Annotated in this window: 20 protein-coding genes; 15 read left to right on the forward strand and 5 right to left on the reverse strand. The window is 28.1% G+C overall.

Features of this window, described 5'->3' with window-relative positions:
* Positions 1 to 53: 53 nt before the first annotated feature.
* Entirely contained in the window at positions 54 to 1,790 is a 1,737-nt protein-coding gene (locus tag AC2A4K_RS06820; protein WP_322503701.1) for a S41 family peptidase, read from the reverse strand.
* Positions 1,791 to 2,392: 602 nt separating this feature from the next.
* Between AC2A4K_RS06820 and AC2A4K_RS06825 the strand changes: the two genes are divergently transcribed.
* The 6 genes from AC2A4K_RS06825 (at position 2,393) to AC2A4K_RS06850 (ending at position 6,713) form a co-directional block, all read left to right on the forward strand.
* On the forward strand, positions 2,393 to 2,803 hold the full coding sequence (locus tag AC2A4K_RS06825) for a hypothetical protein (RefSeq protein ID WP_322503700.1): 411 nt from the start codon (positions 2,393 to 2,395) through the stop codon (positions 2,801 to 2,803).
* A 5-nt stretch (positions 2,804 to 2,808) separates the two neighbouring features.
* Positions 2,809 to 3,015, forward strand: a complete 207-nt coding sequence (locus AC2A4K_RS06830; RefSeq protein WP_322503699.1) for a helix-turn-helix transcriptional regulator — start codon at positions 2,809 to 2,811, stop codon at positions 3,013 to 3,015.
* Positions 3,016 to 3,582: 567 nt separating this feature from the next.
* The gene (nagE, locus tag AC2A4K_RS06835) at positions 3,583 to 5,037 is read left to right on the forward strand and encodes an N-acetylglucosamine-specific PTS transporter subunit IIBC (protein WP_322503698.1); all 1,455 of its coding nucleotides are present in this window, start codon (positions 3,583 to 3,585) and stop codon (positions 5,035 to 5,037) included.
* Between the two features lie 352 nt (positions 5,038 to 5,389).
* Complete coding sequence (locus tag AC2A4K_RS06840; RefSeq protein WP_322503697.1) at positions 5,390 to 5,779, forward strand: hypothetical protein; 390 nt, start codon at positions 5,390 to 5,392, stop codon at positions 5,777 to 5,779.
* A 392-nt stretch (positions 5,780 to 6,171) separates the two neighbouring features.
* A complete protein-coding gene (locus AC2A4K_RS06845; RefSeq protein ID WP_322503696.1) occupies positions 6,172 to 6,531 on the forward strand; it encodes a DUF3221 domain-containing protein in 360 nt (119 codons plus the stop codon).
* A gap of 32 nt (positions 6,532 to 6,563) precedes the next feature.
* Complete coding sequence (locus tag AC2A4K_RS06850) at positions 6,564 to 6,713, forward strand: hypothetical protein (protein ID WP_322503695.1); 150 nt, start codon at positions 6,564 to 6,566, stop codon at positions 6,711 to 6,713.
* 30 nt (positions 6,714 to 6,743) lie between these two features.
* Here the strand turns inward: AC2A4K_RS06850 and AC2A4K_RS06855 are convergent, their stop codons facing one another.
* Complete coding sequence (locus AC2A4K_RS06855) at positions 6,744 to 7,043, reverse strand: hypothetical protein (protein ID WP_322503694.1); 300 nt, start codon at positions 7,041 to 7,043, stop codon at positions 6,744 to 6,746.
* Positions 7,044 to 7,129: 86 nt separating this feature from the next.
* Positions 7,130 to 7,357, reverse strand: coding sequence for a hypothetical protein (locus AC2A4K_RS06860; protein ID WP_322503693.1), 228 nt, complete (start codon positions 7,355 to 7,357; stop codon positions 7,130 to 7,132).
* Between the two features lie 318 nt (positions 7,358 to 7,675).
* On the opposite strand from AC2A4K_RS06860, the gene AC2A4K_RS06865 reads away from it, so the two are divergent.
* The 5 genes from AC2A4K_RS06865 to AC2A4K_RS06885 all read left to right on the forward strand — a co-directional run bounded on the left by AC2A4K_RS06865 (position 7,676) and on the right by AC2A4K_RS06885 (position 14,581).
* Positions 7,676 to 9,679, forward strand: coding sequence for a hypothetical protein (locus AC2A4K_RS06865; protein WP_322503692.1), 2,004 nt, complete (start codon positions 7,676 to 7,678; stop codon positions 9,677 to 9,679).
* Between the two features lie 109 nt (positions 9,680 to 9,788).
* Entirely contained in the window at positions 9,789 to 10,358 is a 570-nt protein-coding gene (locus tag AC2A4K_RS06870; protein WP_488458855.1) for a GOLPH3/VPS74 family protein, read from the forward strand.
* A 3-nt stretch (positions 10,359 to 10,361) separates the two neighbouring features.
* Positions 10,362 to 10,622, forward strand: coding sequence for a helix-turn-helix domain-containing protein (locus AC2A4K_RS06875; RefSeq protein ID WP_322503691.1), 261 nt, complete (start codon positions 10,362 to 10,364; stop codon positions 10,620 to 10,622).
* Positions 10,623 to 10,810: 188 nt separating this feature from the next.
* Entirely contained in the window at positions 10,811 to 11,677 is an 867-nt protein-coding gene (locus AC2A4K_RS06880; RefSeq protein WP_322503690.1) for a Cof-type HAD-IIB family hydrolase, read from the forward strand.
* Positions 11,678 to 11,938: 261 nt separating this feature from the next.
* A complete protein-coding gene (locus AC2A4K_RS06885; protein ID WP_322503689.1) occupies positions 11,939 to 14,581 on the forward strand; it encodes a calcium-translocating P-type ATPase, PMCA-type in 2,643 nt (880 codons plus the stop codon).
* Between the two features lie 160 nt (positions 14,582 to 14,741).
* Here the strand turns inward: AC2A4K_RS06885 and AC2A4K_RS06890 are convergent, their stop codons facing one another.
* A complete protein-coding gene (locus tag AC2A4K_RS06890) occupies positions 14,742 to 14,933 on the reverse strand; it encodes a hypothetical protein (RefSeq protein ID WP_322503688.1) in 192 nt (63 codons plus the stop codon).
* Positions 14,934 to 15,023: 90 nt separating this feature from the next.
* Between AC2A4K_RS06890 and AC2A4K_RS06895 the strand changes: the two genes are divergently transcribed.
* The 4 genes from AC2A4K_RS06895 (at position 15,024) to rbr (ending at position 19,335) form a co-directional block, all read left to right on the forward strand.
* Positions 15,024 to 15,494 carry a hypothetical protein gene (locus AC2A4K_RS06895; protein WP_322503687.1) on the forward strand — a complete coding sequence of 157 codons (471 nt, stop codon included), beginning with the start codon at positions 15,024 to 15,026 and terminating at the stop codon, positions 15,492 to 15,494.
* Positions 15,495 to 15,588: 94 nt separating this feature from the next.
* A complete protein-coding gene (locus tag AC2A4K_RS06900) occupies positions 15,589 to 15,996 on the forward strand; it encodes a DUF5412 family protein (RefSeq protein WP_322503686.1) in 408 nt (135 codons plus the stop codon).
* A gap of 41 nt (positions 15,997 to 16,037) precedes the next feature.
* Positions 16,038 to 16,775: a WecB/TagA/CpsF family glycosyltransferase gene (locus AC2A4K_RS06905; RefSeq protein WP_322503685.1), complete on the forward strand. Its 738-nt coding sequence runs from the start codon at positions 16,038 to 16,040 to the stop codon at positions 16,773 to 16,775.
* Positions 16,776 to 17,274: 499 nt separating this feature from the next.
* Positions 17,275 to 19,335, forward strand: coding sequence for a rubrerythrin (gene rbr / locus AC2A4K_RS06910; RefSeq protein WP_322503684.1), 2,061 nt, complete (start codon positions 17,275 to 17,277; stop codon positions 19,333 to 19,335).
* A gap of 206 nt (positions 19,336 to 19,541) precedes the next feature.
* Here rbr and AC2A4K_RS06915 read toward each other — a convergent pair whose 3' ends face one another.
* Positions 19,542 to 20,882: an HAD family hydrolase gene (locus tag AC2A4K_RS06915; protein ID WP_322503683.1), complete on the reverse strand. Its 1,341-nt coding sequence runs from the start codon at positions 20,880 to 20,882 to the stop codon at positions 19,542 to 19,544.
* Positions 20,883 to 21,253 lie beyond the last annotated feature (371 nt).

Consider the following 21,253-nt stretch of genomic DNA (forward strand, 5'->3'; position numbering starts at 1 on the left):
TAGAATTTATCTATTTAATCTGTAAGAGCCATATTTAATCATATCAATTTCTTTTAGTTTTTTAACTTTGAGATTTCAATTGCCTTTTCTAAAAGCTCATCCTTTCCATCTCTTATTCCTTGAATAGTTGGTTTTACATATATATCAGGTTTAATCCCAATTCTTTGAGTTTCAAGACCTTCTGGTGTATATACTCCTATTCCTGTTATTGTGGTTATTATTCCGCCAGGTAAAGTTATGTTTGCTACATCTCCATCTGCACCTATGGAGTTTTCTCCAATTACAACAGCCTTAGGAGATTTTCTAAGAGCCATTGCAGTAAATTCAGCCTGACTTTGAGTACACTCATTAATTATTACTACAATTTTTCCTTTATAATAATCTTCATTATTTTTTCCCACTGATATATCTCCAGGAAATATAAATTCACCAGGTATTGATTTGTTAGCTATTGTGAGTTTTGAAAATACAGTTTCTTCTGATAAAAGATAATCAGACATTGTATGTGTTATTATATCTGATGGGTAGTATCTTAAATCAACAATTATTCTATCAGTATCTTTAAATTTATCCATAATACTATCTATTTCATCTTTGGCTAAAGCTCCTGGATTTATATAACCTATATTATCAGATAAAAGCTCATGGGATTCTCCATTTACTTCATCAAGATTAACTTCTCTAGCATTATAACATTTAACTTCTTCAATTAATTCTTTTCCATCTCTTTCTATTTTAAGAGATAAACTATCATCTGAAGTTCTAAATAAATAATATTTTAAACTATTTACTATAGCTTCATCACGAGAAAATGAAATATACTTAGATTTTTCCTTTATTATTTCAAATATATCTTTATTATTAATCTCTAATATCACATCTCCAACTTTTAAATTACAGGCATTTTCATATTTATTAATTATATTTGTAACAACAATTTTATTTTCAACTAAAAGAAATTTAATAGGTGCAAGATTAGTTCCCCAATAGTTATACAAAGTACCAGCAATATCATTAATCGATGCATGAGAATCATGTATTTTTGAAGTCAATTCTGATAAGGTTAGTTTATATGATAAATCATTATCACTATCTATGATTTTTGGAATAAACTCATTTAATACTTCATTCCAATCCTCACCTATAACGGTTCTATATGGATAGTAATACTCAATTATATTCCAATATCTAAATAAGCTAAGAAGCTTATACCCATCATCCTTATAGTCAAAACTGTATTGTCGTTCATTATCAAAATTTGAATAGACTGGATTATCTTTAAAATTTACATAAGCTCTATCTCTATCAGATATATAAGACTTTGACATTTTAACCAATAGGTTGCTAAGATTTTTACTTAAATATTCTTCATCACTTATCCAATTAGTATCTGCCTCTACCATAACTTCAGTATTTTCACTATATGAGTTCTCTTTAAATTTTCCAAGCTTATTAAGCCAATCGTATAAAATATTATTTACTTCATCTTGGTTTTTAGCTTCTAGAATCATTGGCATAACTCTGAATAATTCAAAATCCCAGTTCTTTGAACCATCTACTATTTTAGGATGATAATACTTAGCAAACCCCCAAACTTTACATAGCTTATTTAAGCTTTCAATTTCATTGTTATCTAAATCATCAATAGTAATATTTGAACCAACATTAAACTCAGTATCAAAATAACTCCTATTATAATAAAAGAAAATTCCCGACATGATTATAACGAGGGGGATAGTAATTAAGACTAATTTTTTTAGTGAATCAAATTCTCCCTTTTTACTATTCATTTTGACATTTTCCTCTCATATTAATATAATATACTTCTTATTAATTAAGTATTTTAAAAAGTTACTGCAAATTCTCTTATCTAGTTTGCAATAATTAGAATAAAAAATCTTATGTGAATAATAAAATAATTTTACATTAGAGTTTAACTTATACCAAAAAGATTAGGTTTGATCCCTTCATTTACCTTAGGGATAATCACAATATTTTTCATAACTTTCACCTCTATAAATATAGTGTTTTTAGAAAGATATCTTACTAAATAATCTTTATTCTTATTATACACAAATAATTGATGAAAATGAAATAAATTCCAATTGATTAATATATAACTTTTATAATTTAAAGTTATAGTTTTAAATTATGATTTAATTGAGTAATGATTTTTAGTCATTCTTTTAGATTTAGCTTAATTTTAAATGAAAATCAGAATTTATAATTTTATATTTTGAACTTATAACTTTGAATGAAATGAAAAGATGCTTTCTGATATTTGATCAAAAAAAGTTATAAATATATCATAAAACCATTTACTATTATTTGTAAATGGTATATATTTATAACATGGGAGTTAGAAATATATAACTTTAAAGGAGAGGTTAGTGTGTCAGAAACCAAGTTAAGTATTAAAAATCAACTATATTTAGGAACTGTACCATGGTTATTTGTATTTTTAATAAAAGTATTGCAAGATTCCAACTTTTTTAGTAGAGAAACAAGTAGCTTCTTAGGACTAGTGTCGTGGATTATTATAATTATTACTTTAGGGTATGAAACAAAGGAAAAGGAAAAAAATGATGAATATGCTAACAAAATTTTTGGAAAAGTAGATGGTATATGCATTAAAGCCTTGCTTTGGATTGTGGTAGCAATTATTGTTTTTATAGATTTTCCTACAAATATTTCTAGTGAGTTTATTTTGAAATTATTCAAGAATATATTGTGTTTAATTGTAATTGGAATAATGTTTTTAAGAGCTATCCTATTTAGTTACTATGAGAGAAAGGGGATTTAAATAAATTGCCTATATTAAAAACAAAAATAAAAGAATATAGAGAAAATGCACTAATGAAACAAAATGAGCTTGCAGAGTTAGTTGGTGTAAGACGGGAAACTATTGTTCATTTAGAAAGTGGTAAATACAATCCTTCTTTAAAACTAGCTATGGATATAGCAAAAATTTTTGAGGTTCCAGTTGAAGAGTTATTTAGATTTGAAGATGAATAGATAAGAAATAGGAAGTCAATTTATTAAACAGACTTCCTATTTTTGCTTTCTAGTAAATCAGAATATTATTTAATATATAGAATTTTAAAGGAATGTTTACTTAATGTATATAATATGTAAATAATATACATGTTATAATTAAAATGAAAATAAAGTTAAAATATGTATTTTTATCTTATAAATGTTAGTTGAAATATTAAGTCTAAATAAAAATTTAAACTATATTTTAATAAGTAAATACATATATAATAAACAATTAAATAAAATACATACAACTATTATAAGTGGTTTGGTGTATGAAGTTAGCTGTTTATTAAATCAAAGTTTTATTACATAGTTTTTAGGGAGGTGTATAAAAGAGATTTTTATGAGGGCTATCAAATTAATTATTAATAGTGAATTTGAATAGCGAAAGAAAACGTTTTTAAAAGCAATTATAAGCGAATGTAATTATTAAATTGTCAATCTGTTACTTTACTATGAAAATTAGTTAGCCTTTTAAGAAATAAGGGATTCTTAATTGGTTTGTTTAACAGAACGTGGACTTTATAAGGGGGAAAATTTAATATGATGAAATATTTTCAGAGATTAGGTAAATCTTTAATGCTACCAGTTGCTGCACTTCCAGTAGCAGGTATATTAATGGGAATTGGATACTGGATAGATCCAACAGGTTGGGGAGCAAATAGTGTTATATCAGCCTTCTTATTAAAATCTGGTGGAGCTATTATAGATAACATGGCAATTCTATTTGCTATTGGGGTAGCAGTTGGTATGTCAGATGATAATGATGGAGCTGCAGGCTTAGCAGGTTTAGTATCATGGCTTATGATAACTACATTATTATCTACTTCTGTTGTTGCTATGCTACAAGGTGTAGACGTTGAAGCTGTTAACCCAGCCTTCGGAAAAATACAGAACCAATTCATAGGTATTTTAGCCGGTTTAATAGGTGCTGGTTGTTATAATAGATTTAAAAATACTAAGTTACCAGATTTCTTAGGATTCTTTAGTGGAAGAAGATGTGTAGCTATAGTAACTGCACTTGCTTCAATAGTAGCTGCTTTAGTTTTATTCTTTGTATATCCTATAATCTATAGTGGATTAGTTTCATTTGGTGAATCTATGATATCTATGGGACCAATAGGAGCTGGGATATATGGATTTTTTAATAGATTATTAATACCACTTGGTTTACACCATGCTTTAAACTCAGTATTCTGGTTTGATGTTGCTGGTATAAATGATATAGCAAACTTCTGGTCAGCAACAAATGGTACTTTAGGACAAACTGGTATGTATATGTCAGGTTTCTTCCCAGTAATGATGTTTGGTTTACCTGCAGCTGCTTTTGCTATGTATACTTGTGCTAAAAAGAATAAAAAGAAAGCTGCTGCTGGTATATTATTAGCTGCTGCCTTATCTTCATTCTTCACAGGTGTTACTGAGCCATTAGAATTCGCATTCATGTTCTTAGCACCAGGATTATATGTAGTTCATGCATTATTAACAGGAATATCCATGGCTGTTGTTGCGGCTTTACCGGTAAGAGCAGGATTTAACTTCAGTGCTGGTTTCGTAGACTGGATATTAAGCTTTAAATCACCAATGGCTTTAAATCCATTATACTTAATTGCTATAGGTTTAGTAGCGGCAGTTATATACTATGTAGTATTCGTAGTTATTATAAAGAAATTTAACTTAAAGACTCCAGGTAGAGAAGATGATGATGAAGATGATTCAAATGCAGTTTTAGCAAACAATGATTACACTAATGTTGCAAAAGTTATCTTAGAGGGACTAGGAGGCGCAGGTAATATCACATCCATTGATAACTGTATAACTAGACTAAGATTAGAAGTAAAAGATCCTACATTAGTTAATGAGAAGAAGATAAAGTCTTCAGGTGTATCAGGTGTTATAAGACCTGGAAAAACAAGTGTTCAAGTTATTGTTGGAACACAAGTACAATTCGTAGCTGACGAATTCAAGAAACTTTGTAAGTCTAAAAGCTATGTATAAAATTTAGATTGATTAAAGAGGTAAAAGTCTAATTCATTAAGAGTTTAATGAAAAATATGACTTTAAAACTAAAAAATAAGTCCAGTAGAATAATTAAAGTTTCTACTGGACTTTTATTTTGGGCTTAAGTAAGTATTAATTTAAAAGTCTAAATTTAATTAGTTAATATTTTCTTTAAATTAAAGGCTTTGTTTTAAATTAGTGTTGATTTTTAGTTAGGTCTGAATGGCTAGCTAAAAATCAACACTCACCTAAAACATAACCAAATTAAAAAATAAATTTTTAAAAGTGTTAATTTTTTAGAGGTTTTACTGTATAATTAACAATATATGTATTATATGGGAGGGGTTTTATGTTTAAACTAAATTTAAATGAAGAAGAAATTCTAATGAAAATTACAGTTATGAAATCTGTAAGTAATAAAGATGTGGCTATGAATTTTATTGGAAATCTAATAACTAGAGCAGGAGGAGATGTTGCATATAAGATACATTTAATCTTAACTAGGGATTCGCTTTACTTAGAACACATAGGACATGTATCTTTAGGATATGCTGAAGAGACAAGAAACATTGACCAAATACCTTTTAAAGACTTAAAAGAGTTTTCAGTAACTACTAAGGGTGAGGAAGAAGAAGTAAAAATAATAACTACAAATAAAGAGTTTAATTTTTTTAGAGATAATTCAAAGGGTGATGATTTAGCTTTAACTATGGCTAAAGTAGTAGAGGATCTTAAATAATTATACTTTTAGGTAATCTTAAAAAATCATTAGATACAAACTTTAGTTGAGAAAAATTAATATTTACATTTAGAAATAAAGAAGATTGAAAAATGCAATCTTCTTAAAAAGCCAATAAAGGGAAGTCTTTTGACTTCCCTTTTAATTTATATTTTTAACAATGTTTTAAAATATAACATAATTATCAATAAGTAAATCAAGTGATTATAAAGAAGAAATAAATTTAATATAACATTTATTTTAAGACATAGGAAATAATCCTATAGATTATATTGAAATAGACAAGTTGAAGAGTAGATTAACTAATAATTTGCTTTTTAATTATATTATGTATTTCAATAGGATTCCAAAAGAGGTAAGTATCAAATTTTTTTAATTAAGGAGCAATAAATTTGAGAAAAAATAAAGTGGTATTTGGAGTTATAGGTTTATTATTAATCTTTATTTTTAGCACTGTTGGCTTTAGGTTTATATCAAAGTCAAAAGAGAAAGTGAATTTTTACTGTAATATAGTTGAAGTGAGAGATAATAGTATTATGGTCAAAGGAATTGCAGAAAATGATGTTAATCATAGAGGAAACTTTATACTTCATATAGATTATAATACAAAAATAATAAACTTAGATGGGGAGAGCGTGAGTCTTAAGGAATTAAAGTTAGGGGACTTAATTGAAGTTACTTATGATGGACAAGTTGCTGAATCAGAGCCTGCTCAAATATTTAATGTATATAAAATATCTATATTAAGTTAATTTGTATGTTAAGGTAAGTAGCATGGGCGTTAATGTATGAGGAAATAGATATTGAAAGAATCAATCACAATATGAACTATTATGAGTTTACAAAGGATGTTTTAGATAGATTAGACTGGGGCATTGTGACAGTACAGTTTCTACTTATTATAAATATTAAAATAAGGCTAGAAGGTAATTAATCTAACTAGCCTTTTTATTTTAAAATTAAACTATTTTAAAGGTCTTAATATATACTGTTGAAGAAATACTATGCCTAATATTACTATAAGTAAAGAAGAAACAGTATTAGCTTTAAAATATACTGTAAATAGACATAAAATTAGAATAATGAAATTTAAAAAGGTTGAAAAGAGTATCTTTTTGTATTTTTCTTCATTTAAGTTTTTATATAAAACACCATTAAATCTTATGTGAGTATCTCTAGCTAAAAATGCACAAAGTGGATGAACAATACCAGTCATCAATATAATTAAAAGTATTATTAAAGATATACAATAATATATAACCATAAATTCAATCCTTTCTAAAATTAATATTTTAATTAATAAACAACTAAAATTAAGTTATTCATTTTGAGATATATTTTAATTAAAGTCTAAAAACATTTCCAAACATCTTTATATGTAAATTCTTTTTTGCAAAATAGAGTGTAGATGAAGAAAATGGATGTAGATAGTCCAAAAACAATATCACCAAAATCTTGAGATTTGTCTAAAGGAAAATAAAATGCTAACTGTATTATTATCAAAAATAAAAATATGACCAAAAAGTAATCCGGATCTTCTTTTAGCTTTTCAATGTTAAACCACAAAAATCTTTTCATAATTTTCTCTCCTTTGCTTTAGAATTTTATTCAAGTTAAATTATACTTTTATATAAAAAAATCACAACACATTTTGCATAACTGGTCAGAAAATTTACAAAATTGGTGTGAAAGTAATAAGATATATCAACAAAAGATTTATAAAGCGTGAATTTAAGAAATGAAATGTATAAAAATTTTTAATAAATTAATTTTAATATTAAAATTAATTATTTTAAAAATTATAATATAAATTCTACCAATTTTATATTATAATAAAATAAATTAACAAATTATACATATTATTAAAATGTTATAAACATATTTAGGAGGAAATTTATGAGAAAAAAGTCAATAAGCTTATTAATAATATCAGCAATAGCATTTACGTCTTTTACATCACAGATAAGTTATGCTGATACTGTAGATAAGACACAGACAGGGGATAAGGCAGTAGTTGAGAGTAACTTAGATACTACTACAAATACTAATGTGGAGGCTAGTGAGCCAGAGAAGAAAGTGTTCGATAACTCATATATAAACTTTAAGAATATATGGGGAGGAAATTCATTAAAAATCTTATTTAACCAAAATACTATGAAGATAGAGGCAATAAGTGAGTCGGGTAATTTTGGAAACTCAGACAATAACTTTACCTTCAAATTAATCACTAAGAAAAGTGGACAAGCAGTTTTAGATGCAACTGCAAACAGCAAATATGTTAAGGACTTTGTATCTAAGATTAATGATGCATCATTCAATTATGGAGATGTTGTAGCATTAAATATAAATAAATCTTCAGGATTATCTAATCCTACTTTATACAGCAGTGGAACTTCAACAAGAACAGATTGTATTGAGAAAACTCAATATTTTGAGATAACTAAGGAAGGTCTTGTGAACTATACTCCAAGTATTGATGTTAAACCTTTGAATATTTTAGGCGAGGGAACAATAGTATCAGCTAATGTTTTAGGAACTACAGAGCCAGGTAATAAGGTTTGTGTTTCTGTAGATGACAATAAGTTCTATGGAAATGCTGATTCAAAAGGAAATTTTTCTATAACCATAACTGATGATAAGGGACTAAATGCTAATACTCCAATTTATGTTAGTATTGGTGAGTTTAATGTTTCAATATATCCTCAATTATTAAATAAGGAAAATATGAAGCAGGAGACAGTTACAGGATATAAATATATTTTAAATGCAGATTTAAATGAATTAACTAAACCTTTTGATTCAGAAGTATATTATGCCAGAACATTATTAAGTGAAGATGGACAAAGGGCTTGGGACTTAGCTTATAAAACTTTACTTAATTATGATAATAGTGATGATAAATATCCAAGAGATTCACAGGGAAATACTATAGTTTCTATAGATTATGCTTCTCAAGGAATAAACATAAATACCGATGATTCTCAAAAAATACAAAAGTATTTAGTTAGAAATTGTCCAAGGATGTTCTTATTAAAGGACTGGGGAGCATCACCTATCAACAAGGATGGAAAGGTTGTTGGACAAAAGTTTTATATAGGTAACGGGGCTCAAAATGGAGATGATTACCATAAACAACTTTTAGAAACAGAAAAATCAGTTTCAGAAATTTTAAGCAAAATTCAACCTAACATGAGTGTATATCAGATAATACAATCACTACAGTTTAATTATGAAAGTATGGTGAAGTATGCAAATACAGGGGCTTGTGGAGATATGAGAGGTTCATTTATAGATCACAAAGCTATTTGTGGAGGATATTCAAAGGGATATGAGTATTTACTTCAAAGACTTGGATTAGAAGGAATATGGGTAAATGGATATGCAGGAGGACCTCATGCTTGGAACTTTGTTAACTTATATGGAAACTGGTACTTAAGTGATACAACTTGGGGTGGTGAAAACTGGTACTTAAATGGTTGGGATAGTGATTTCACTAGAAATCATAAGGTTTATGATACATATGATGTTATGCCAGAATTAGCGAAGGATAGTATTCCTTGGAATATAGGAAATATTAATCAAAACATAGCTAACTTAACTGGAGTAGTAAGCTATAAAAATAATAGTGATGGAACAATAATAGTAACATATGATGATAGCCAAAACATAAATAAAAATGTTCAAATAAACACTAACTTAAATAACTGGAAACCAGTTAATATGAAGAATGATGGAAATGGAGTATGGAGTGTAACTCTTTCTAATGCTGGAGAAAATGAAAATATCAACTTCTTCTTTAACATAAATGATCAATATTCAACTACAGGAAATATTAAAGCAAATAACTTAAAAACAGAATTACTTCCTAATGGAATGAATAACGTTGTATTAAGCAAGTAAGAGTTTATAATGACTCCTTTCTTTTAGATGTTAAGAAAGGAGGTTTTTTATATTTAATAGATAAGCTAAAATTATGAAATACTAAGATCTATTCAATTCATCTATATTAATTGAGTTGTTTTTAGACAATAAGATAGCTTTTAATGAGAAGGATCAAATTATTGTTACTGATGCAAGATTAACTGGAATTCAATATGTTGATGAGGTTTTAAAGACTATTCATGAGTCCAAGAACTTAAAGAAACTAGATGGGTGGATAGAGCATTTTTATATACACTCTAAGTTTTGTAGCAAGGTATATAACTCTATTGTAAAAGAGATTATTGATAATGGAATTTTAGAAAAGGAAAATGGAGAAAAGTTAGTGGATTTCTCTAAAGGAACCTTTAAGGATAGCAAGGATATAGGAGAGCATATCATTCAAAAATTAAGAGCTGAATTATTGGAAGAGAGATCTATTGATGAAAATACTATGTATCTTTCACTTCTTTTAGATTCAAATAAAATGCTAATGGCTTATTTTTCAGAGTATGAGTATAAAATAATAAAAGAGAGAATAGAAGAAGTAGCTAAAAGTAATGAAACTAGAATTTTTAAATTAATTAAGAAAGAAATTACTAAGATTGAAAATTATTCAGCACTTAACTTAGTTTCAGATATAATTGCAGGATTGGTGTAGATAATGTCAATACCAAGAAGTATTAAGAGAATACAAAATTCTGATTTTGTTACAATAAGCGAATTAGTTAAGTTAACTGGCATGAGATACAGTACATTAAAATACTATACGGAGGAGGGGCTATTACCATTTGAACAGATTGATAATAGGCTCGTTAGAAGGTTTCCAAGAGAAGAGGTAATTAAGCGTATTGAAGAAATAAAAGAATTAAAAGCTAATGGGTTAACAATAGAAGGAATTAAAAAAATATTATTAGGTATTTAGAAGTTTTAAGTGATTTAGTTATGTGCTAGAAGCTAAATCACTTTTTTACGTATAGTCAAGGTGAAAACCCCTTAGCACAATATATATCCTTATTTAACTACATATAAGCTATAGAATAATTTGTTATGAAATATTTTTCCCTATATAATATTAATTGATTTTATTATTACAGTTTATGAGGTGAAAGTATGAAGAAATACAAAGTAATTGTTATGGATGTTGATGGAACATTAACAAACAATGAAAAGAAAATAAGTGAAAAAACTAAAGAAGCTTTATTAAAAGCTCAAGAAGATGGAATGATTTTAGTTATTGCATCAGGAAGACCAACATCAGGATTAATGTACTTAGCTAAAGAATTAAAAATGGACGAGCATCATGGGCTTTTAGTTTCATTTAATGGTTCAAAGGTAATTGATTGTGAGACTAATGAAGTTTTATTTAATGAAACTATGAGTGTAGAAGATGGACAAGCTGTTCTTGAGCATATGAAAAAATTTGAGGTTAAACCTATGATTTGTAAAGGTGAATACATGTATGTTAAGGATGTGTATGATAATAAGATAAATTATAAAGGAGAGCCTTTCAACATAATTAAATATGAAGCTCGTAATTGTAGATTTAAATTATGTGAAAAGGATGATTTAGTAGCTTTTGCAGATTATCCATTAAATAAGATATTAACTGCTGGTGATCCAGAATATTTACAAGCACATTACAAAGAAATGATGGAGCCATTTAAAGATACTTTAAGTTGTATGTTCACAGCAGATTTCTTCTTTGAATTCACTGCTAAAGGAATTGATAAAGCAAAGGCTTTAGATACTGTGTTCGCTCACTTAGGGATTAGTAAAGATGAGGCTATTGCCTTTGGTGATGGTCATAATGATGCATCAATGGTTAAATACGTTGGCCTAGGTGTCGCTATGGATAATGCAGTACAAGAATTAAAGGATATCTCTGATTTTGTTACTTTATCAAATGATGAAGATGGAATTGCTTATGCACTAAATAAATTCCTTAAGGAAGAAGTAAAGGAAGAAGTATTAGTTTAAAAATTTTTAGATTTTACTTTCACACAAAACAGGATGTTTTAATAGAATATCTTGTGGGGGAGTAGTTTGCACGAGAATGTGTTACAAATGCCAACATACTGACTATTTATAGTCTGGCTTTGTATTAAATAATGAGACTCACGTATAGTTTTTATGCTATGCGTGTGTCTCTTTTTGTTTTAGAGATAAAACTCATGTATGGTTTAAAAACTGTACATGAGTTTTTATTTTATATAGATGAAAATGGAGGTAGAGGATTATATGAATGCTTTTATGAAGGAAAAACAAGAAGTTATTGACTTTTTCAACTCAAATGAAAGGGAAGGGTTAAGTGAACTACAGGTAAAAGAAAATCAGAGGAAATTTGGTGAGAATAAGCTTAAGAAATATGAATCAGAATCCCTTATTAAACAAGTGATTAATGCAGCTACAGAACATATGATTCTAATGTTAATCTCAGCAGGAATAATTGCCTTAGGTGTTAATGTCATAAGAGCTTTAAATGGTGGTAATGCTGATTTTCTTGAATGTTTAGGGATATTTATAGCAATTTCTTTATCAGTTATAATCACAGTTTTTATGGAGCAAAAGAGTGCCAAAGCTTTTGAAGCCTTAAGTAAAATCAATGAAAATACCTTGGTAAAAGTTATTAGAAACAATGAAGTTCAGGTAATACCACAAAAGAATATAGTTAGTGGGGATATTGTTTTAGTTGAAACAGGAGATAAACTTCCTGTAGATGGGAGATTATTAGAGGCTGACTCCCTTATGGTGGATGAATCTGCTTTAACAGGTGAGAGTATGCCTGTAAATAAGGATTCAGAGATAATATTTCATGAGAAAAGCATCCCAGTGGCAGAACGTACGAATATGCTTTATTCAGGAAGCTTCGTTACAGAAGGAAAGGGAAAAATGATTGTAACCAATGTAGGAGAAAGTACTGAGTTTGGTAAGATAGCCAATGAGTTATCATCAACTCAAAAATCAAATACTCCATTACAGGAAAAGCTAGCTAGGTTAGGAAAGCTTATAACTGTGCTTGGAGTCATGGCTGCCTTTATAGTATTTTCAGTACAGATTATAATATTTTTCTTGAGTGGAACTATTTCTCTTGATACAGTATCTGAAGCATTTATAACAAGTATAGTACTAATAGTAGCAGCTGTGCCAGAGGGATTACCAACTATTGTTGCCGTGTCTCTATCCATAAATATTATAAAGATGTCAAAACAAAATGCCCTAGTTAAGAAGATGATTGCTTGTGAAACAATTGGATGTATAAATATGATTTGCTCAGATAAGACAGGTACTCTCACAGAGAATAAGATGAAGGTAATAGATATATATGTAGATTCTCATATAGTAAAACCTAGTGAGTTAAATAATAAGGACATAATAGAAAATTTCTGTATAAATAGTACGGCAGACTTAGAATTAAAAGATAAGGAAATTAAATTCATTGGAAGCCCTACAGAATGTGCTTTATTAGTAGCTGTTAAGGAAGCAAAGAAAGATTATAAAGAAATACGTAATTTTAATAATATGCTCTATGTATTTCCTTTTTCTTCAGATACTAAGAATATGACTACAATAGTAGGAAAAGAAGAGGAGGCATACGCTTACACAAAAGGTAGTCCAGAAAAAATTATATCTATGTGCAAAATAAATGAGGAAAATAAAAAAGAGATAGAGAAGGAAATTGAGAAATATCAAAATAAGGCTTATAGAGTAATAGCTTTTGCTCATAAAAATTTAGGGCGTATTAATAATTATGAATGGATTCGAGAGTTAGTAGAAAGTGAAATGATATTTGATGGGTTTGTTGCAATATCAGATCCACTTAGAGAGGATGTGTTTGTCTCAATCAATAAGTGTCTTAGTTCAGGAATAGATGTGAAGATACTTACAGGAGACAATTTAATAACAGCAAAGGCCATATCAAAGGAGTTAGATTTACTTCATAACAACCATATAGCGGTAGAGGCAAAGGAAATAGAAAACTTAAGTGATGAAGAATTAGAGGAGCTATTACCTAAAATCAGAGTAATAGCACGAAGCACGCCATCAATAAAGATGAGAGTTGTGAAAATCCTTAAGAGATTAGGAAACATTGTAGCAGTTACAGGTGATGGGATAAACGATGCTCCTGCAATAAAAAGTGCTGATGTGGGAATATCCATGGGTATATCAGGAACTGAGGTTTCAAAAGAGGCAAGTGATATAGTCTTATTAAATGATTCTTTTTCTACAATTATAAAAGCAGTTCAATGGGGACGTGGCATATATGAGAACTTTCAAAGATTTATACAGTTTCAGCTTACAGTTAATTTATCATCCGTAATAGTTGTACTTTTCACCATATTATTAGGTTTTAAATCTCCTTTTACAGCCTTACAATTATTATGGATAAATCTAATAATGGATGGTCCACCAGCCTTAACTTTAGGTCTTGAACCTATAAGAGAGGATTTAATGGGAAGAGAACCAACAAAGAGGAATGCTAATATTGTAACTAAAGGAATGTTAAGAAGAATAGTAATAAATGGAGTCTTTATATCCTTAGTATTTATAGGACAGAATATTTTTAATTTTATGGGTGCTACTAAAGAACAAATGCCAACAATATTATTTACAATGTTTGTTGTATTCCAATTATTCAATGCATTTAATAGCAGGGAGTTAACCAATACTAGTATTTTTAAGAATATTTCTAATAATAAGGTGATGCTAGTAGTTTTCCTAGTGACATTTACTCTACAAGTTGTTATAACTCAATTTGGTGGAGTATTCTTCAACACTATAGCTTTACCAATTAGTATGTGGATTAAAATAATCTTAGTTGGATTTTTAGTAATACTAATTTCTGAAATCAGCAAGCTAATTCAAAGAAGACTTTCTAAATAACAGCATTCAAAAGAAAATATTTAATATAAGAGTTAAAAGCTTATATCCTTAATGAATAGGGATATAAGCTTTATTTATATAATAAAAACATTTTAAGTCTTTAATGTTTATATTTTTAAAATTATTCAATATCAATTTTAACTCCACGTATATTAGCTGATTACTTAGTTAATCCTTTTCTTTTAACTAGGTCATTTAATAGTTTAAATGATTCTTCAGCTTGATCTAATAAACCAAGTTCTTTATAAGATTTTGCACGGTAATAGTGATATAAGAATAGATTGTTTTTCACATAGAAACTAGTTATATCTACTAAATCAAGAGACTCTAAGACCACATCAGATTTCTTCATTTATTATCTGTTAAATAAATTTAAAAATATTCTTAAGGTAATATCTTGGCAATATTTAAATGATAAACTTATGGAAGAGGAGGGGATAAAATGAACTTTTTAAATAAGCTTAGAAGTATAAATGAAACATTAAAACTTGTGATTATTTATATTTTTCTATATGCTTCATCTTTGGTAGTAGGCTTTAAGGTTGATAATAAATACACTCCAATGACAGAAAATGCTCATGTCATACTAATCATAAATACTATTTTGTTTATTGGTTTAGTAAAAATATTTAGTGTGAAATTTAAAAAGGTTAGAAACTTTATTATTGGATTAATGGCTTTCTTTATTGTTTTTATAATTGACAAGGACTATTTTTTATCTTGGTTTTATCAATCAACACCAAATGATAGTATCCTTTCATTTATTACCTACCCATTAAACATAATTTTATTACCTTTTGTAGGAATGTTTGAGGTTTTATATAACTTTGGATTATTTGATTTTTCTTTTATAATTGTGCCAATGTACTTCCTTTTTCTTATCTTTGTTATGAAGAAAATCTGTAAAGATTGATATTTATAATATAAGTAAGTTTTAATAATTCTAAGAGTAATTTATAATTAAGATGAGAAGAGAGTTATGAGTTCAAATATTAAGGAGAAAATTTATGGAGGATAAAGGGATTACTAAAAATTCAAAAAATAAGAGATCCAAGATTATATGGGGAGTAGTTATCTTTGTTTGTATAATCTTCTTAGGAGTATCTGTTTTTAAAATATCATCAGCAGTAAACGATATTACTGTATATTTTAAACCAAGTGAGGAACTTTTAGGAGAAACAGTATCTAGTGATGGAAAATACAAAGTTCAGGCTTATCTTGTTAACGGAGGATCAACAACAGATTGGGCAGTAAGATGCTATTTGAAAGAGGGTAATAGCAAAAAGGAAAAACTAATATATAATGATTACCATATAGAAGAGGTAGATATGACTTGGGTTGATGCTGATACTATTTCTATAAATGGACATGATATAGACTTGCCTAATGGAAAATATGACTTTAGAGATGAGTAATTAAAAGCTCATTTAACTTATTACAAAGGAGAAGATAAATTATGAAAGTTAATATATTAGATGTTCCTTTTGATAACATAAGTAGTATAGAAGCATTAGAGAGATTATTGAGTTTTTTAAAATCAGATAAAAATCATTTATTAATAACACCTAATCCAGAGATTGTAATGGAGGCTCAAAGCAATAAATTGCTTTTTAATATTATAAATGAAGCTGATTTGGTTATTCCTGATGGTATTGGAATAGTATTAGCCTCAAAATTATTAAAGGATGAAATAAAGGAAAGAGTAGCAGGATGTGATTTAATATTTGAACTTTTTGATGCTATTAAGGAAACTGATGAAACCATTTATTTATTAGGTGCTAAACCTGGTGTTGCTAAGAAGGCTCAAGTTTTAATGGAAGAGAAATATAAAAATCTAAAAATTGTTGGAGTTCATGATGGATACTTTGACAAAGAAGAGGAGCAGTTAATAATAGAAGAAATTCAGCGTTTAAAGCCAAGTGTATTATTAGTTGAATTAGGTTGTCCAAGACAAGAGGAATGGATTTATAGAAATAAAGATATATTGCCAGTTAAAATAAGTGCAGGAATTGGTGGAAGTATTGATATAATGGCTGGAACTGTAAAGAGAGCACCAATAATTTTTAGAAAGCTTAATTTAGAATGGCTTCACCGCATAATATTAGAACCTAGTCGTATATTTAGGATAAAAAAGATACCAATATTTTTAATAAGAGTTATTAGGTTTAAAGAGAAGAATACAGAACATAAGTAAGATGTCTAGAGATTAATCATAATAAAGACTTTTACAGACTTGTTTGGATACAATAAAAAGCTCTATGTTTATAGCATAGAGCTTTTCTATATTATTTATATACCATTTCACAAGTTTTTTTATTTAAATAATAAGTATTACTATCCTTATCCCAAGCTGTTATAACTTTATTGTCTTTTGTAGTGGAAGTAGCATAAGCTATAAGATTTAATTCTTCAAAAAGTATATTTAAATAAAGAAAAAATATTTATTATGTAATTTAAAACACCGTTTTTAAAATTTTTTATATAATCTTATACAAATTGAAGATTTAATCTCAAAAAGAGTAGATATTAAAGTGAGTGTTAAAAAATATATAAATTATTTAAAAAAAGTTAAATAATAAATAAAAAAACAGTGAATGTATTTAAATACATTAATTGAAAAAATATGTATTAGGGTTTAATATCACATATGTAGTTATAAAATAAAATTTAAAAATTAACAGGAGGAGAACTAAATGAGTAAGCATTTATCTACAGATATTCGTGTAGCCATTGAAAAGGACAACCCATCAATTTGTAGGGATGAAGATAAATGTATAAAGTGTGGTACGTGTAAAAATATATGTACAGATTACATAGGTGTAAATGGTCATTATTCATTAGAAAAAACTCATGATGTTGCTGTTTGTATTAATTGTGGTCAATGTGCAAATGTTTGTCCTACATCTAGTATTACAGAAGTCTTTGACTATGGTAAGGTCCAAGATGCAGTAAAGGATAAAGATAAGATAGTTATAGTTTCTACCTCTCCAGCTATTAGGGTATCTTTAGGTGAAGAATTCAACATGAAAGATGGTAGTTTTGTTGAAGGGAAAATGGTTGCCTTACTTCGTAAATTAGGAGTTGATTATGTACTTGATACTAATTTTGCTGCTGATTTAACAATAGTTGAGGAGGCAAGTGAATTAGTAGAGCGTATAGAAAAGAAAAGTAAACCTTTACCTCAATTTACTAGCTGTTGTCCTGCCTGGGTAAAATATGCAGAAACATTTCATCCAGAAATTTTAGAGCATATTTCAACTTCAAAGAGTCCTATTGGTATGCAGGGACCTACAATAAAAACTTATTTTGCAAAAAAGATGGGAATTGATCCATCTAAAATTGTGAATGTAGCATTAACTCCATGTACAGCTAAAAAGTTTGAAATCAAAAGAGAAGAAATGAATGCATCTGGTAAATACTATGGTATAGGTGACATGAGAGACATGGATTATGTTATAACAACTAGGGAAGTAGCTATTTGGGCTAAAGAAAAAGAAATAGATTTTAATTCTTTAGAAGATAGCAGCTTTGATAAATTAATGGGAGAGGCTTCGGGTGCAGGTGTCATATTTGCAAACACAGGAGGTGTTATGGAGGCTGCTCTTAGAACAGCATATAAATATATAACAAAAGAAAATCCACCAAAATTATTTTATAACTTAGAAACTGTAAGAGGTATGGAGGGAGTTCGTGAAGCAAGCTTTAAAATCAATGGATTAGATATAAATATAGCTGTTATTTATGGAACCAAAACCGCCTCAGAATTTATTTCAAAAATGAAAAATGGAAATAAAAAATATCACTTTATTGAGGTTATGACTTGTCCAGGAGGATGTATTGGCGGAGGTGGTCAGCCAAAAGATGCTGAGTTTAAAGGTGATGAGCTTATGGAAAAACGTATCAATGGACTATATAAAAGAGATTCAAGTATGAAAGTTAGATTAAGTCATGAAAATGAGGAAATCAAAAAGCTATATGAAGACTTTTATGGAAAACCTTTAAGTAATATTGCAGAGGAAATGTTGCATACAATTTATATTGATAGAAGTAAAGATTTAGGAGGAGAAAAAATGAGTACATCAGTAAAATATCGTTGTTCAGTTTGTGGATATATCCAAGAAGGAGAATTACCAGAGGGATTTACATGTCCAGTTTGTAAAAGTCCAGCTTCAGCATTTGTAAAGGTTGAAGAAAAATCAGAATCATCTAGTGAAAGTGCTAACAAATATAAAGGAACAAAAACAGAAAAGAACTTAATGGATGCATTAGCAGGAGAATCAATAGCTAGAAATAAATATACATTCTTTGCAGATGTAGCTAAAAATGAAGGATATGAACAAATCTATCAACTATTCTTAAAAACAGCTGGAAATGAAAGAGAACATTCTAAATTATGGTTTAAAGAATTAGGATACTTAGGAGATAATAAGGAAAACTTATTACATGCAGCTGAAGGAGAACACTACGAATGGTCAGACATGTATGCTAGATTTGCAAAGGATGCAGAAGAAGAAGGATTCTTTGATTTAGCAGAAAAGTTCATAGAAGTTGCTAAAATAGAAAAATCTCATGAAGATAGATATAGAAAACTTTTAAACAATATAGAAATGCAAAAAGTATTTGAAAAATCAGAAGAAACTATGTGGGAATGCTTAAATTGTGGACATCTTGTTATGGGTAAAAAAGCTCCTGAAGTTTGTCCAGTATGTAATTACGCTCAAGGATTCTTTGAAGTAAGAGCTGAAAATTATTAAATAGAATATAGGTATTAATAAGTTTAAAAAGTATAAGTAACTATATTTTATTTAAAAAGTAAAAGGTTCATTAAGTTTTATCTTAATGAACCTTTTTTAGCATAATTTATGTTCTAATAAATCTTATAGTTTAGCAATTTTACTATTTCACTAGTACACTTTTAATAATGCAAGCAATTATAATAACCTTTGTATTATTAAAAGTACTATTTAAGTAGTTGTTCTTCTGTACTTCCTAAGAATACAGTCTTTTGACTTGGTCTGAATTCTCCGGTGTTTTCATCTCTGCCTTGTAAGTAATATCTAGCATCTGGTTTGCCTATAGTATCAGCAGCTTCCTTTGAAAGTTTACCAAGTTCACCACCTTTACATCTGTTAACGATTAAACTAAATTTAGTATCTTTAAAATCAGATAACATAGCAACGTCTCCAGAACTATCTCCACCAACGATTAATGGACCTTGTCCACCATGTTTCTCAACTAAAAATCTTTCTATAGTTTTAGTTTTACCTTTGCTTTGAGTTTGATCGTAGCCTTTTTTAAATTCAGGCTTAATTACACCATTATCATCTCTTTCAAGTTCCATAGCAAATACGTTTTCTTTTGGGAGTTCATACCAATACTTAGGATTAGTAGCAAATGTTTTAACAACATCTATGAATGATGCTGAGCATATATAAACATCTATTCCATTAGCCATTAAAGTTTTATAAAGGTTTTGTTGCTCTTCTATTGTTCTTAAACCAGTGTGGAATTTAACTGAAACAACACCAGCTTTACCTGGTAATTCCTCTGGACTAGTCCAAGTTTCTTCACCAAGTTCATGACTTAACCAATAATCATTTGATTTTTCAGTTAATTCAGCAACTTCATTTTCAGTCATTCCTGCAAATAGGTAAGTTACCCATGGATAACTTACATCAGCGCTAAAAGATTCACCGATTGAATTATAAAGGTATCTAGTTTTAGCTATAAAATCTTTATATTCAGGAGTAGTTTTAATCTCATCTAAAGATTTAGTTCCTTTGAAACCGTTGTAATTTTCGTATAAGAATTTGTAGTCTGAATCAATATCAGCACCAACTAATTCAATGTTAACAGGTTTTCCTTCATTATTATTACAATCCTCTTTAAAGTTGTCCTTTGGAATATTTATTCTAATAGTCTTGCTAAATTCTTCAGGAGTCATTTTAAATTCAAGATTTTCTAATTGATATGCAAGTAATGCTTCTTCAACATCATTAATTATTGATGTGTTGTCCCAGTCAAATACAGCATAAGGTTTTTTATTTTTATCATAATCCTTGCTGTTTTTACCATATGTATCTATAAGATCTGTTAAAGCATTATAATTTTCAGGAGCCCAGTTACCTTCTTCAAGTTTAACTTCCTGTTTATTATCAGTTTGTTCTACATCTATCTGTTCTACACCAGTTTTTTCTACATTAGTTTGTTCTGTTTTAGTAGAATTGCCACATGCAACTAAAGTAAAAGACATAATGCATGCTAATGCTAATCCAAGAATTTTTCTTTTTAAATTACTCATAAATTATTTCTCTCCCCATTTATAATCTGTAAATTTAATTTTTAAGGGAAATAGTATAGATTGCTAAATAAAGATTATTTGTTAAGAAATATTAACTAATGTTAACATATCCTTACAGTTAATTTATAACGAGTACTGAAAAATGTCAATACAAAATTTATTTTATATTTTTAAATTAAATTTAATATGAAATTATAATTAAAGAAATCGATCAGTATCTTTAGAATTTAAATTATATAAAAGAGTGATATAATTGGGTTTTTAAGTTTTTTTATTTAAGGAGTATAAAGGTTATTTTGTTTAGTCAAAAACTTTATACTTAAATTCTAAGTTCAATTTGTAAAAATAATGTATAATTAGTATATAAACTA

The sequence above is a fragment of the Clostridium sp. LIBA-8841 genome (assembly GCF_057782475.1).

Coding starts and splice junctions, on each gene's coding strand:
- nagE (WP_322503698.1), top strand. CDS start 3,583: ATGATGAAATATTTTCAGAGATTAGGTAAATCTTTAATGCTACCAGTT.
- AC2A4K_RS06895 (WP_322503687.1), top strand. CDS start 15,024: ATGAACTTTTTAAATAAGCTTAGAAGTATAAATGAAACATTAAAACTT.
- AC2A4K_RS06860 (WP_322503693.1), bottom strand. CDS start 7,357: ATGAAAAGATTTTTGTGGTTTAACATTGAAAAGCTAAAAGAAGATCCG.
- AC2A4K_RS06820 (WP_322503701.1), bottom strand. CDS start 1,790: ATGAATAGTAAAAAGGGAGAATTTGATTCACTAAAAAAATTAGTCTTA.
- AC2A4K_RS06905 (WP_322503685.1), top strand. CDS start 16,038: ATGAAAGTTAATATATTAGATGTTCCTTTTGATAACATAAGTAGTATA.
- AC2A4K_RS06875 (WP_322503691.1), top strand. CDS start 10,362: ATGTCAATACCAAGAAGTATTAAGAGAATACAAAATTCTGATTTTGTT.
- AC2A4K_RS06855 (WP_322503694.1), bottom strand. CDS start 7,043: ATGGTTATATATTATTGTATATCTTTAATAATACTTTTAATTATATTG.
- AC2A4K_RS06840 (WP_322503697.1), top strand. CDS start 5,390: ATGTTTAAACTAAATTTAAATGAAGAAGAAATTCTAATGAAAATTACA.
- AC2A4K_RS06850 (WP_322503695.1), top strand. CDS start 6,564: ATGTATGAGGAAATAGATATTGAAAGAATCAATCACAATATGAACTAT.
- AC2A4K_RS06865 (WP_322503692.1), top strand. CDS start 7,676: ATGAGAAAAAAGTCAATAAGCTTATTAATAATATCAGCAATAGCATTT.
- AC2A4K_RS06915 (WP_322503683.1), bottom strand. CDS start 20,882: ATGAGTAATTTAAAAAGAAAAATTCTTGGATTAGCATTAGCATGCATT.
- AC2A4K_RS06890 (WP_322503688.1), bottom strand. CDS start 14,933: ATGAAGAAATCTGATGTGGTCTTAGAGTCTCTTGATTTAGTAGATATA.
- rbr (WP_322503684.1), top strand. CDS start 17,275: ATGAGTAAGCATTTATCTACAGATATTCGTGTAGCCATTGAAAAGGAC.
- AC2A4K_RS06900 (WP_322503686.1), top strand. CDS start 15,589: ATGGAGGATAAAGGGATTACTAAAAATTCAAAAAATAAGAGATCCAAG.
- AC2A4K_RS06885 (WP_322503689.1), top strand. CDS start 11,939: ATGAATGCTTTTATGAAGGAAAAACAAGAAGTTATTGACTTTTTCAAC.
- AC2A4K_RS06880 (WP_322503690.1), top strand. CDS start 10,811: ATGAAGAAATACAAAGTAATTGTTATGGATGTTGATGGAACATTAACA.